We start from the raw sequence: 12,958 nt of genomic DNA, 5'->3' as shown, positions 1-12,958 counted from the left end.
TCACCATCGGCTGGGGCTGGACTTCGGACTACGGCTCTTCCGATAACGCTGACGAATTCAAAGCCTTGTATGCCTACTCGCCGCTGCACAACCTGAAGCCGGGCACCTGCTATCCGGCCACGCTGGTAACCACCGCCGACCATGATGACCGCGTGGTGCCGGCCCACAGCTTCAAGTTCGCCGCCACCGAGCAGGCCGACCAGGCGGGCGCGGCGCCGGTGCTGATCCGCATCGACACCAAGGCCGGGCATGGCGCCGGCAAGCCGACCTCGAAGCAGATCGAGGAAGTGGCCGACCGCTGGGGTTTTTTGACCAAGGTGCTCGACATGCGCCTGGCGCCGGGTGCGGTGGCCGGCAATCCGCCTGAACCGTCGGCCGACTGACGGCATCCAGATAACAGCGGCTGGCGGGCCATGCCAGCCGGCCGCTGTGGCAACTTGGCGAGTTGCTTCATTCTTTCCTACACAGTTATCAGCATTGTTCTGATATCAGTGCGACTCTTCCGATACTACGATTTGTTCACGGACTCTTGCGCAACGAGGTACAGATAGCGCTGTCCTCGAAGCGGGCCGTTGCCCTCGCCTGCCGTTCACGGCGGACAAGGTAATCCTGGTGGGACAATATCAAGAACGGAGGCAGCCATGCTGTATACCATCGCTGTAGTACTTGTCATCTTGTGGCTGATTGGCCTGGTCACGTCTTATACAATCGGCGGCTTCATCCATATTTTGCTGGTGGTCGCCATCATCATGGTGCTTCTGCGGGTTATCAACGGGCAAAAACCCATGTAGGGCCGCTCCCGTTCTTATTCGGCGGCGGCGTCAGCTTGAGTCGCCGACTGGTTGAACGGGAGATAGGCATCGATCATGGTGCCCCTGCCGTTTGCGGCAGGGGTCACCGTCAAGTTGCCGCCAAGCAGCAGCATCCGTTCGCGCATGCCGATCACGCCATGCGATTTCGATTTTTTCAACGCGTCCGCTGTAATGCCGATGCCGTCATCGGCAATCAGCAGGCGCAGGCCTTGGTCCGCGGCTTGCAGCGTGATCCAGACCTGCGTCGCCTGCGCATATTTGGCGACATTGGTCAGGGCCTCCTGGGCAACGCGGAACAGGGCAATCGCCGCGGACGGATCGATTTTGTCAAACTCCTCGGAGATATCGGTATTCACCCGCAGGCTGCTGATATTTTCAAATTCGCTGGCCTGTTCCATCAAAGAAGCCGCCAATCCCATGGTATCCAAAACGCTGGGCCGCAAATTTTCTATGATGCGGCGTTTCAGGCCGATCGTGGTCTTGATCGTGGCGCTGGCGCGCTGCAGGCGTTCAGCCAGTTCCGGCTGGATCTGCCTTAGCTTTTCGGTCACCATCGAAATATCCATGGCGAGCACAGTAAGGTTGGAACCCAGTTCATCGTGCAGCTCGCGCGCCAGCTTGGCCTTTTCCTGTTCCGCCACATTGATCAGGTGGTGCGACAAAATCGACAGCTGTTCCGTACGGGCCAGGACACGCGCTTCAAGATGTTCGTTGCTGGCTTTCAGTTGCCGTTCTGCCGCCAGCCTTTTGAAAAAACTGCGGGCGATCAGCTGGTAAAACAAGACCAGCACCAGCAGGGCCATGATATTGATCGCCATGCCTACCGCCACCGCAATCCGGTAGCGCTGGTAGAAACTGCCGCTGCGCGTAGCCAGCAGGGCATTCTCTTCGCTTTCCATGATGACCACCTGCAGGCGGATTTCATCCATGGTGCTGCGGCCTTCCGCAGTTTTCGCCAGCATCACTATCTGGTCCAGCCCGCCGTCGTTGAATGCGGCGAGGCCTTCCTTCATCAGCTGGATTTTTTTGTCGAACAGCGTTTTCAGTTCGCCCAGGCTTTTGCTCTGCACTGGATTGTCCTTCAGCAGTTCAGCCATCGCCTTGAATTCGGGATCGATTTTTTCCTGGGCTGTCAGCCAGGGGCCCAAGTAGGTTTTATTGCCGGATAAATAATAGCCGCGCAAGCTGCTTTCCGCGTCCATGATCAGCACATTGACGTTTTTCAGGCGGTCTTTTACATCCCAGGAATGTTCTATCCAGCTGGTGGTGTTTCGCAGGGACAGCAGGTTGTTATAGAGGCTGATGGCGTTGCCGACCAGGATGACAGCGCAGAGGGCGAAGATGATCGTGATGAAAGCTGGCAAAGAATGATGGAATGTTCTTTTCACAATCTTTTCATTGGCAGTGGAATATCGATTTCCTGTCGGAAAAAAGTATGTGGAAGCCTCTCTTTTCGTCCCGGCGCCAGCCAAGTGTACCTCAACGGCGCCTGCGTACAAGCGGTGCCTGAGGCGCCCTTGACGGGCATGCCAGGGGAAAACGGAGGTAGGTGAATGCCGGATGATGTCCTATGAGACCTTTTTCTCGCTGAGCGTGTCGTGATAGTCGTGCTTCAGTCCCAGGTAACATTCGCAAGCCCGCGCTTCCAGGCCGTCCCGGTCCAGCACGGTCAGGTGTCCGCGCGCGTATTGGATCAGGCCGTCTTCTTGCAGCTTGCCGGCCGCTTCAGCGATGGATTCGCGCCGCACGCCCAGCATCGCGGCTATTGAGCTTTGCGTAACGCTGATTTCGTTGCCAGGCAGGCGGTCCAGCGTCAGCAGCAGGGTGCGGCACAACTGCTGCGGCACGCTGTGATGGCGGTTGCACACGGCGGTTTGCGACATTTGCGCCAGCAGGGTCTGGGTATAGCGCAGCAGCAATTGCTGCAAGGCGCCGCCGCGGGCGAACTCTTCCGCCAGGATGCTGGCCTTGAGGCGGAATCCGTAACCTGCGCTTTTCACGGTCGCCCGGTTCAGGCTCTTGCCGCCGCCCATGAACAGGGTGACGCCCAGCGCGCCCTCGTTGCCGATCACGGCGGTTTCGGCCGAGCTGCCGTCTTTCATGTCATGGAGCAGGGAAATGATGCTGCTAGTGAGGAAATAGATATGGCGTATCTGGCTGTCCGCTTCGCATACCGTCATGCCGAACGGCATCGCGACAAATTCCAGGTGCGGCAGCAAGCGCCTGAAATCTTCCGGCGGCAGGGCATCGAGTATGTGGTTTTGCAAGGGGTTGTGGCCATACAGGCCGGCAATGCGGAGCGAGGTGAGGTTTTGCGTGCCGGGCTGGATCAGTTCGCCCGCGCTTTCCCGGCGCAGAACCGACAGTACCGCTGCGTTATTTTTCGCGCCCTTTTTCAGAGTGTCGCAATTGTTCAATACGTAAGACATCGCCATCTCCTTAGAGGATGTGGTTTGTACTGCTGTGTATTGATCATTGCACTGGAAGGGGATTTTCGAAATCAGCGCTTGTCTTCTTCTGCTGTAGGAATGCACTGACACAAGGGCAAGTCCGGATAGGCATCCAGCCTTGAAAAAATGCGGTTGACGCCCTGTGGCGCCAACCGCGGTCTGCTAGCTGCCGGAACTGGCACCCGATGCAGCTGGCGTGGCCGGTGCGGCCGGCGTAGCGTCAGGAGCCGACGGGGCGGGGGCTGGCGGAGCGACTGGAGGCATTGCTTGCTGTGTTGCCGGAGGAGTGGCTGTTGCAGGAGCATTAGGGTCATCCGTTTTTTTACACCCGCTGACCGCGATCATGGCAATTGCTGTAACGATAAGTGTGTGTTTAAGTAACATATTCTCTCCATCGAATGGGGGCCAGCATGTCAAAACCGCCACCATCAAAAAATGAAAAATGAACTGCTGACGCTTATATCTTTGTGCAAAATTCCGCGAATGTAAAGTTTGAATCTGTAGTTTTAGTGCCTGGCCATGTCCGCCATAGAGCTGCAAATCGGCCGGAAAGCCGCATGCAGAAAGGGATAGCGCAGATTTTCAGGGTCGATGCGCTAAGTTGCCTAGCGCACAAAACTGATCCGGATTTGCCATTAACCTTGATTGCGTGTCGGTACGATAAATCGATCTTGCGGTCTGTCGGCACGGCGTATTTGCATCGGCGCCAACTGTTCGCACCTGACCCCAAGCTCATCTTTACAAAGGACTTGCCATGAAAAACATTCACACCCTCATGCTGACTGCTTCGGCGCTGCTATGCATCAACCTGGCCCAGGCGCAAACCACGGCGCCTGCCGAAGACGCGGCTCCCGCACCGGCCGTCAGCGCCGATACACGCGCCACCTCGACCGATCCGCTGGTGCAAAAACGGCAAGCCGACAGCGAAGCCAAGGCAGATTACAAGGCCAAGAAAAAAACCGCGAAGGCGAACATGAAAGTGGAAAAAGCGGAAGCGAAATCGGATTTGAAAGAACAGAAACAGGAATCGACCGAGGCCCGCGACAAGGCCATGGCAACCGATCCCATACCTAAATAAAAAACTGTCCGCCTCCGGCCAAGGGTGCTGTCGCCGCAAACATCATGTTGCGGCGAGCGCCCAGTCCGCGGCTTTGCGTGCATGGATGCTGGTGGTGTCGAACAACGGCACCGTCGAATCCGCGGCGCCGATCAGCAGCGAGATCTCGGTGCAGCCAAGGATGATCGCTTGTGCTCCTTGCGCGACCAGGCTTGCAATCACCCTGCGATATTCCGCGCGCGATGCCTCGGCCACTCGACCCAGGCAAAGCTCGTCGTAGATGATGCGATGGACCACCTCGCGGTCTTCCTGCCCGGGCGTCAATATCTGCAGGCCGTGGCGTTCCTGCAGGCGGTCTTTGTAGAACGCCTGCTCCATGGTGAAGCGGGTGCCTAGCAGCCCTATCTTCGACAAACCTGCCTGCTTGATTTCATCGGCGGTGGGGTCGGCGATATGGAACAAGGGAATGGCGGCCGCAGCTTCGATCGCGGCAGCGACCTTGTGCATGGTGTTGGTGCACAGCACCAGGAAGTCGGCGCCGGCCCGCTCCAGCGCCTGCGCCGCGTCAGCCATCCTGGCGCCGGCGGCGTCCCAGTCGCCGGCATGCTGCAGGCGTTCTATCTCGTGGAAATCGACGCTGTAAAGAATGATCTTTGCAGAGTGCAGCCCGCCCAGCTGCTGCTTGACCGCCTCGTTGATCTGGCGGTAGTAGGGCACGGTCGATTCCCAGCTCATGCCGCCGATAAGGCCTATTGTTTTCAAACAAACTCCCGGTGGTGAAAATTGACGTTTGCCATTACTATTCCGGCATCACAAAGGAATAGCTTATGCCGCATCCCACTTCCCTGTCCAGTTTTGCCGCCGGCGCCCGCGACACCATCCCGATGATGGTCGGCGCGGCGCCGTTCGGCGTGATTTTCGGCGCGCTGGTTGCCGCCGGTCCGCTGGTTCCGTGGCAAGGCCAGCTGATGTCGCTCGGCGTGTTCGCCGGCTCCAGCCAGTTCATTGCGGTCGGCCTGGCGGCGGGGCAGGTCGGTTTGCTGGTGATCTGGATGGCCACCTTCATCGTCAACCTGCGCCACATGCTGTATGCGGCGACCCTGCTGCCGCACGTCAGCCATTTGCCGGCGCGCTGGCGCTTCCTGCTCGGTTTCCTGCTGACCGATGAAACCTTCGCCGTGATGAACGCCTACTACCTGAAGCACGCGCACACGCCGCAGGGGCATTGGTATTTCCTGGGATCGGGTTTGTCGATGTACGGCAACTGGCAGCTGTGGACCTTGCTCGGCCTGCTGTTCGGCACGGCGTTCCCGCAATTGCAGACCCTCGGACTGGATTTCGCGATGGTGGCGACATTCATCGCGATCGTGGTGCCGCAACTGTTTCGTTTGCCGCAGCTGGCTGCCGCGGTGGCCGCTGGCGCCTTCGCCTGGTTCCTGCGTGACCTGCCTTATAAACTGGGGCTGCTGGCGGCGATCCTGGCCGGCGTCGGCGTCGGCCTGGCGCTCTCGCACTGGCAAGCGCTCCGCCGCGCAGCCGAGAAAGGGAGCAAGGCATGATGTACTACAGCTGGATGATCATCGGCATGGCGCTGATCACGGTATTCATCAAGGCGGCGATCTTCATGCTCGGCGAGCGCGCCGCCTTTCCGATCTGGCTGAAGGAAGCGCTGGCCTTTGTGCCGGTTACCGTGCTGACGGCGATCATCGTACCGATGGTGCTGGCGCCGCACAATCAGGGCCTTGAGCTGAGCTGGCGCAATCCGCAGCTGATCGCCGCCGTCGCCGCAGTTCTGGTGTGCGCCGCCACGCGGCGGCAGCTGTTGACCATCATGGTTGGATTGCTGGTGTTTTTTGCCTGGCAGTTCGGGGTGCTGGGACACTAGCCGGTTTGCCGTTCGCCGCAGATTTTGGGCGTTGCATGTGGCCCATCATCGGCGGAATTTCCGCAACCAGGGCGTCGATCGCCACCCGCGTCTTGGTCGGCAGGTAACGCGACTGCGGCCACACCACATGGATTTCGGTAGGCAGCACGCTTTCGCTGTCGATCACCAGCACCAGTTCGCCGGCGGCGGCATGTTTCGACATCAGCCAGCAAGGCAGCCAGGCCAGCCCGGCGCCGGCTACCGCGGCATCGGCGATGGCTTGCAGGTCGTCGAACACCAGGCGGATATCCACTTGCGGCTTGTGTACCTGGCCGGCGCTGTCGCGTACGCGCCAAGGCTCCAGGCGGCCGGCGCGGCCATAGGCAATGCCCACATGCCGGCTCATCTCCGCCACGTTGGCAGGCTTGCCGTGCGCCGCCAGGTAAGAGGGCGCGGCGCAGATCGACATGTCTTGCGTGGCGAGGCGGCGCGCGACCAGGGTGGCGCTGTCGGGCGGGCTGCCGACGCGTATCGCCAGATCGTATTTTTCTTCCACCAGATCTTCCACCCGGTCGCTGAATGAAATTTCGATCGTCAGCCGCGGGTGGCGCCGCGCCAAGGCCAGCAGCACCGGCGCCACGCAATGACGGCCGAACAGCACTGGCACGCTGACGCGCAAACGCCCGATAGCTTCGCTTTTGCCGTTGTCCAGCGCCGAGGCGCCGGCATCGAGTTCCGCCAGCGCGCGCACGCAACGTTCGTAATACGCCTGGCCGTCTTCGGTCAGGCTCTGGCTGCGCGTGGTCCTTTGAAACAGGCGCACGCCCAGGCGCTGCTCCAGCCGCGCGATGCTCTTGCCCACCGCCGAGCGGGTCAGGCGCATGCGTTCCGCCGCCAGCGCAAAGCTGCCGGCTTCTACGGCCTCGACGAAAGCACTGATGCCATGCAAGCGATCACTCATTTTATTGTATCCATTTGCGCTACATACTAAGTAAAAAATACCGCCACTGAGGAAAATTAAGAACCTATATCATAACAGCCAATCCCGCCGCTGACATTGCGGCGGCCAGGCACAGATGGTGTGTGAAACGAACAGGAGATTTCCATGCAGGCTTATCAAATTCAGGCAGGGCAAAAGATTGCAGGACTGGAACGGACCCAGCGCGACAGTGCGCCGCTGGCAGCGCATCAGGTACGTGTCCGTATGCATGCGGTGTCGCTCAATTACCGCGACTTGATGATCGCCGACGGCACTTATCTCAGCACTGGCGACAAACCGGTGATTCCAGGTTCGGACGGCGCCGGCGAAGTGATCGAAATAGGGGCCGCAGTGAGCCGCTTCCGGGTCGGCGACCGGGTTGCCGGCTCGTTTTTCCCGGACTGGATCAGCGGCGCGCCGACTCCGCTTAACACCGCCCGCGCGCTTGGCGCCGTCACCGACGGCGTGCTGGCCGAAGAAGTGGTGCTGGGCGAAGAATCCTGGGTGGCGATTCCGCCGCACCTGGACTACATCCAGGCCGCGACCTTGCCGTGCGCTGGCGTCACCGCCTGGAACGCCTTGTTTGTCGAAGGCGGCCTCAGGGCCGGCGACAGCGTGCTGCTGCTGGGCACCGGCGGCGTTTCGATCTGGGCGCTGCAGCTGGCCAAGGCGGCCGGCTTGCGCACCATCATCACCTCGTCCAGCGACGCCAAGCTGGAGCGCGCACGCGCCCTGGGCGCCAGCGCCACCATCAATTACCGCAATACGCCGGAATGGCAAGATGAAGTGCTGCGCCTCAATGGCGGCGCCGGCGTCGACCTGGTGCTGGAGGTCGGCGGCCAGGGCACGCTGGCGCGCTCCATCCGCAGCACCAGGATGGGCGGCACGATTGCCATCATCGGCGGCGTCAGCGGTTTCGGCGGCGAGCTCGATCCGTTCGCCCTGATCGGCGGCGCCAAACGTTTGTCGGGCATTTTTGTCGGCAGCCGCGAGATGCTGGAGGATCTCAACCGGTTCGTGGAAGTGGCGGCGATACAGCCGGTGGTGGACAAGGTGTTTCCGTTCCAGCAGGCGCGTGAAGCTTATGCCTACCTGGAACAGGCCGGCCACTTCGGCAAAGTGGTGATTGAAGTCGCCAAATAAGTCGATAACCCGGCTATACAGCCGGGCTCAAACGGAAAATGTCAGGCAGGGATCGAAGCTGGCATTTTCCGCATTGCCGCCCCGTGCATAACCGCGAGGATTGCATAGCACCCGGGTCGCGCCGATCCGGTAATCCGAGCTGTCGTGCATATGGCCATGCAGCCAGAATGCGGGCTGCCATGCCAGGATGCGTTGTTCCAGCTCGGACACGAAGCAGGCATTCAGCGCCGATCCGGCAAAACGTTCATGGACGCTGCGCTGGTCGGGGGCGTGATGGCTGATGACCACGGTAGGGCCGTCATGCGGCTGTGCGAACTGCTGCTCCAGCCAGGTTACCGTGTCGTCGAACAGCATTTGCGATATGGCCGGCGTAAACGTATCGGGAAAATCCGGCGATACGCGTATCCGTGAAAAATCCCTGACCAGTTCGGTTGCCTGCTTCAGGCCCGGTTCGCGTTGTTCCGGGCTGCTGAAGAAGCGGAAATCTGTCCACAAGGTGCAGCCAAGAAAACGCACGCCGCCCAGCAACAGCACCTGTTTCTGCAGGATATGCACCTGGCTGCCCAGCGCTGCGCTCCTGAGATCGCGCATGGTGCTGACCAGGTCGTTTCCGTAAAACTCATGATTGCCCGGCACAAAAATCGTCGGCACGGAAAACTGCCTGGCCCATTGCATGGCTTCCACCGGCCGCCAGATGTCGCCGGCCAGCACCACCACGTCGGCATCGGTGTCCGGGGCTGTCATGGGGTGCACCGACAGGTGCAGGTCCGAGATCAATGAGATTTTCACGGTGTGGCTAAACGTTCCGGTTGTTCACGAGGGCGATTCAGAAAGCTGATGGGCCTCCGTTACGGTGCAGAGCAGCTTACCGAAAGTGCGGGAACTAAGCAACGCAGGCCATAAACAGTCGGGAATCCCGCCATCTTCAATCGTTACAGAACGGTCATCAAACCTTCATACGCCTGAAATATTTCGCCGCAATACTTCGATACATTCAAAAGATGCGTGGCGGTAATTACATGGCCGGAATCAAACAACTGTCGATGGCATCACCAGCCCTGTTTTCCAGCAATCCGGCCTTGCGCCGTCTCTCCGCTGCACATTCCCTTCCCAAGCCAAGCCTATCCCAATAAGGAAAGAACAGGATCATCATGACCAAGAAAGACCGACGCCATTTCTTGCGCACAGCCGGCACTGCGCTCGCCGCCACAGCTTATTCGGCCACCGCCAATGCCGCCTTCCCGGAAGCGATCCGCAAGGCGCTGGCTATCCCCGCCAACAACAAGACCGGCACCATCCGCGACGTCGAGCATGTGGTGATCCTGATGCAGGAAAACCGCTCTTTCGACCATTATTTCGGCATGCTCAACGGCGTACGCGGCTTCGGCGACCGTTTCCCGATCCCGCTGGCCGGCAAGCGCAACGTGATGCAGCAGACCTACACCGACAAGACCACCAAGCAGTCGCGCGTGATCCTGCCGTATCACCTGGACAGCAAGATCGGCAACGCCCAGCGCGTCAACGGCACCAGCCATTTCTACGATAACGCGCAAGACGCCTGGGACCTGGGGCGCATGGCCAACTGGCCTACCTACAAACAGACCCAGTCGATGGGTTATTACACCTCGGCCGAGCTGGATTTCCAGTTCGCGCTGGCGAATGCCTTCACGGTGTGCGACGCCTACCACTGCTCGTTCCACGGCGGCACCAATCCTAACCGGGTATTCCACTGGACCGGCAACATCGATCCCAAGGGCAAGAACGGCGGCCCGGTCATCGACAACAGCCAGGATCACCTGGAAGCGTCCGGCAGCGCAGCCAGCTACAGCTGGAAAACCTATCCGGAGCGCCTGCAAAAAGAAGGCGTGTCGTGGAAGGTCTACGAAAACATGCCGGACAATTTCACCGACAATCCGCTGGCCGGTTTTGTTGCCTATCGCAAGGCCAATGAAAAGCGTGGCAATGCCGTCGACGGTTCTCCCTATCCGGCTTACCTGCCCAGCGACGACAGCGTCGACCCGCTGCTCAAGGGCGTGGCCAACACCATGCCGGACGGCGGTTTCCTGGCTGCCTTGCGGGAAGATATCGGCGCCGGCACGCTGCCGCAGGTATCCTGGATCGTCGCCCCGGCAGACTACAGCGAGCATCCGGGTCCATCCAGCCCGGTGCAGGGCGCCTGGTATATCCAGGAAGTGCTGAATGCCCTGACTGCCAATCCGGCGGTGTGGAGCAAAACGGTATTGCTGGTCAACTTCGACGAGAACGACGGTTTCTTCGACCACGTGCCGCCGCCATGCGCGCCAGGCTACGAAGGCAGCGAGCTGGCCGGCCATTCTTCGATCTCGACAGATGGCGAATATTTTTCCAAGGCGGCATCGGCTACTTACGAAAACCGTCCGTACGGCCCCGGCCCGCGCGTGCCTATGTACGTGATTTCGCCATGGAGCCGCGGCGGCTGGGTCAATTCGCAAGTGTTCGACCACACCTCGGTGCTACGTTTCCTTGAAGCCCGTTTCCATGTCAAGGAAGAAAACATCACGCCATTCCGGCGCGCGGTCTGCGGCGATCTGCTGTCGGCTTTCAACTTCGTCAATCCGAATCACGAAGTCTTGCCGACGCTGCCGAAGCGCAGCCGGGCAGAGGCCGATGCGGTGCGCGCCCAGCAGGAAAAACTGCAGCAGGTCGCCTTGCCGGCCGAAGGCACCCAGGTGTTTCCGATGCAGGCAGCCGGCGTCCGGCCCTCGCGTGCATTGCCTTACGAGCTGCACGCCAGCGCCCGCGTCGACACCAGGAACAGCAAGATCAACCTGACTTTCCGCAATACCGGCCGCGCCGCCGCGGTATTCCATGTCTACGATCGCCTGCACCTGGACCGGGTGCCGCGCCGTTACGCGCTGGAAGCCGGTCGCGAATGGCAAGACAGCTGGGACCTGGAAGCCGATCGCGGCGCCTACGATTTGTGGGTGCTGGGACCGAACGGTTTCCATCGCGCGTTCCAGGGCAATCTGGCAGTGCTTACAGTGGATGGCTCAGCCGAACCTGAAGTGAAAATCAGCTACGATATCTTCACTAAGCGGATCTGCCTGACGATGGCCAACCGCGGCGAAAGATCTTGCATCGTGACTGTCAAGGCCAATGCTTACCGCAAGGCAGGTCCCTGGACTTTCCATGTGCCGGCCCGCATGCAGCTCGACCAGCATTGGCCGATCGGCAGCCAGGGTAACTGGTATGACCTGACAGCGACGGTGCCGGTCGGCGGTTTCAGCCGGCGTTTTGCCGGGCGCATGGAAACCGGCGCACACGGCGTGAGTGATCCGGCGATGGCGGCCACCTGACCAGGAAATCAGCGGGGATTGAACGGTTTGCTGCTGTTGTGAAATTTGCTGCAGAAGAAGACTGGGAATTTGCCCGATGAAAGCGCTAGTGAGGAAAAGACAGCAGACGTAAAGGAAGAGCGAGCTACAAAAGAAAAAGGGCCTACATTGTTGTAGGCCCTTCTTTATTCCTGCTTTCCAGTCCCAGTCCGGTCAGTCCCAGTCCGGTTTGGACTTGCATTTGCGGCATCAGGAATGTGTGTCCTGCTTCAAATGCGTTGATCAGCCCGATCATGTGTTCCATGCGCAGCTGTTCTTGCGCGGTGGTATTGCGGTTCCATAACATGTCGAACTCGACAATCATCATGTAATACTCAATCTCGCTGATAAGCGGTTCGGCTCCGTTTTGTTTTGTCATCTATCTCTCTTCCCAATATATCTGCGCCATACGAGCGCCCGCACCTGGCGGCCAGGTGCGGGCGGACTTTATTCTACGCTTTTCCGTAGTTGCTTGTCAGCGCACCGATATTTGGTAAGTCGTGGTCTGGCGATATACCTGGCCGGGCCGCAGGATCACGGCTTCGGCGTCGGCGCCGTTGACCTGGTCGGGATAGGCTTGCGCTTCCAGGCAGAAGCCGTCGTGTATCGCATAGGGTTTGGCGCCGCGGCCTTGTATGCCTTCCAGGAAATTCCCGCTGTAGAACTGCAAGCCGTTCTCGGTGGTCGCCACCGACAGCTGGCGGCCGGAGCCGGGATCGTAGACAGTCGCCACTTCCCTTAATGGCTGCGCGCTGCGGCCCTGGCCCGGCACAGCCGCGCCGTCCTGCGGGCGCAGGCAGTAGCAATGGTCGAAGCCGCCGGCCAGCTTGAGCTGGGTGTCGGGCCAGGCCAGGCGCGGGCCGATCGGCGCCGGCTGACGGAAGTCGAGGGCGCTGCCGGCGACGTCGGCGGCGCCGGTCGGGATCAGCTGGCCGTCGATTTGCAGGTACTGGTCGGCGGCGATCGCCAGGATGTGATCGTAGATGTCGCTGCTGCCGCCGTTCAGGTTGAAGTAGCCGTGCGAAGTCAGGTTGAGCGGCGTCGGCGCATCGCTGGTGGCGCTATAGTCGATGCTCAGGCGGCCGTCGTCGTCGAGGCTGTAGAGGACCGAAGCCAGCACGTGGCCGGGAAAACCGCCGTCGCCGTCCGGCGATTCCAGCGTCAGCCGCAAGCCGTCCGGGCCCGGCTCGGCGCGCCATTGGGCCAGATGGAAGCCGGTGTCGCCGCCGTGCAGGTGATTGTCGCCGTTGTTGCGGTCGACCAGGTACTCGGCGCCGTCCACCGTGAAGCGGCCCTTGGC

The 12,958-nt window shown here is 60.3% G+C and carries 14 protein-coding genes; 7 read left to right on the top strand and 7 right to left on the bottom strand.

Annotation, left to right across the window (positions count from 1 at the left end; genetic code table 11):
• Nucleotides 1-383: prolyl oligopeptidase family serine peptidase (locus JWQ61_RS05005; protein ID WP_304359548.1), on the top strand; the 383-nt coding region annotated here is incomplete at its 5' end.
• Nucleotides 384-641: 258 nt separating this feature from the next.
• Nucleotides 642-791 carry a lmo0937 family membrane protein gene (locus JWQ61_RS05000; protein WP_120234972.1) on the top strand — a complete coding sequence of 50 codons (150 nt, stop codon included), beginning with the start codon at nt 642-644 and terminating at the stop codon, nt 789-791.
• A 14-nt stretch (nt 792-805) separates the two neighbouring features.
• On the opposite strand, the gene JWQ61_RS04995 is transcribed toward JWQ61_RS05000, so the two are convergent.
• A complete protein-coding gene (locus JWQ61_RS04995; protein ID WP_304359547.1) occupies nt 806-2,200 on the bottom strand; it encodes a CHASE3 domain-containing protein in 1,395 nt (464 codons plus the stop codon).
• Between the two features lie 180 nt (nt 2,201-2,380).
• Nucleotides 2,381-3,247 (bottom strand): Crp/Fnr family transcriptional regulator, encoded by an 867-nt coding sequence (locus tag JWQ61_RS04990; protein ID WP_304359546.1) that lies wholly within the window; start codon nt 3,245-3,247, stop codon nt 2,381-2,383.
• Between the two features lie 769 nt (nt 3,248-4,016).
• On the opposite strand from JWQ61_RS04990, the gene JWQ61_RS04985 reads away from it, so the two are divergent.
• Complete coding sequence (locus JWQ61_RS04985) at nt 4,017-4,340, top strand: hypothetical protein (protein ID WP_304359545.1); 324 nt, start codon at nt 4,017-4,019, stop codon at nt 4,338-4,340.
• Nucleotides 4,341-4,382: 42 nt separating this feature from the next.
• Here JWQ61_RS04985 and JWQ61_RS04980 read toward each other — a convergent pair whose 3' ends face one another.
• The gene (locus JWQ61_RS04980) at nt 4,383-5,081 is read right to left on the bottom strand and encodes an aspartate/glutamate racemase family protein (protein ID WP_304359544.1); all 699 of its coding nucleotides are present in this window, start codon (nt 5,079-5,081) and stop codon (nt 4,383-4,385) included.
• A gap of 65 nt (nt 5,082-5,146) precedes the next feature.
• Here JWQ61_RS04980 and JWQ61_RS04975 point away from each other — a divergent pair, with 65 nt between their 5' ends.
• Together JWQ61_RS04975 and JWQ61_RS04970 are read left to right on the top strand one after the other, a co-directional pair.
• Nucleotides 5,147-5,878, top strand: a complete 732-nt coding sequence (locus tag JWQ61_RS04975) for an AzlC family ABC transporter permease (RefSeq protein ID WP_304359543.1) — start codon at nt 5,147-5,149, stop codon at nt 5,876-5,878.
• The gene (locus JWQ61_RS04970; protein ID WP_304359549.1) at nt 5,878-6,204 is read left to right on the top strand and encodes an AzlD domain-containing protein; all 327 of its coding nucleotides are present in this window, start codon (nt 5,878-5,880) and stop codon (nt 6,202-6,204) included. Before JWQ61_RS04975 ends, JWQ61_RS04970 begins: the two co-directional genes overlap by 1 nt.
• Here JWQ61_RS04970 and JWQ61_RS04965 read toward each other — a convergent pair.
• Nucleotides 6,149-7,144 carry a LysR family transcriptional regulator gene (locus JWQ61_RS04965; RefSeq protein ID WP_304359542.1) on the bottom strand — a complete coding sequence of 332 codons (996 nt, stop codon included), beginning with the start codon at nt 7,142-7,144 and terminating at the stop codon, nt 6,149-6,151. The genes JWQ61_RS04970 and JWQ61_RS04965 overlap by 56 nt on opposite strands.
• A gap of 144 nt (nt 7,145-7,288) precedes the next feature.
• Here JWQ61_RS04965 and JWQ61_RS04960 point away from each other — a divergent pair, with 144 nt between their 5' ends.
• Nucleotides 7,289-8,305 carry an NAD(P)-dependent alcohol dehydrogenase gene (locus JWQ61_RS04960; protein WP_304359541.1) on the top strand — a complete coding sequence of 339 codons (1,017 nt, stop codon included), beginning with the start codon at nt 7,289-7,291 and terminating at the stop codon, nt 8,303-8,305.
• A 27-nt stretch (nt 8,306-8,332) separates the two neighbouring features.
• On the opposite strand, the gene JWQ61_RS04955 is transcribed toward JWQ61_RS04960, so the two are convergent.
• Nucleotides 8,333-9,094, bottom strand: a complete 762-nt coding sequence (locus JWQ61_RS04955; protein WP_304359540.1) for a metallophosphoesterase — start codon at nt 9,092-9,094, stop codon at nt 8,333-8,335.
• Nucleotides 9,095-9,456: 362 nt separating this feature from the next.
• On the opposite strand from JWQ61_RS04955, the gene JWQ61_RS04950 reads away from it, so the two are divergent.
• A complete protein-coding gene (locus tag JWQ61_RS04950; RefSeq protein WP_304359539.1) occupies nt 9,457-11,640 on the top strand; it encodes a phosphocholine-specific phospholipase C in 2,184 nt (727 codons plus the stop codon).
• Nucleotides 11,641-11,782: 142 nt separating this feature from the next.
• Here JWQ61_RS04950 and JWQ61_RS04945 read toward each other — a convergent pair whose 3' ends face one another.
• Nucleotides 11,783-12,037, bottom strand: coding sequence for a hypothetical protein (locus tag JWQ61_RS04945; protein ID WP_304359538.1), 255 nt, complete (start codon nt 12,035-12,037; stop codon nt 11,783-11,785).
• A 96-nt stretch (nt 12,038-12,133) separates the two neighbouring features.
• The coding region (locus JWQ61_RS04940) for an aldose epimerase family protein (protein ID WP_304359537.1) at nt 12,134-12,958 on the bottom strand (825 nt) is incomplete at its 5' end.

The organism is Collimonas fungivorans, from assembly GCF_028292705.1.
GTDB lineage: Bacteria > Pseudomonadota > Gammaproteobacteria > Burkholderiales > Burkholderiaceae_D > Collimonas > Collimonas fungivorans_B.
This window is presented reverse-complemented; position numbering and strand designations above follow the sequence as displayed.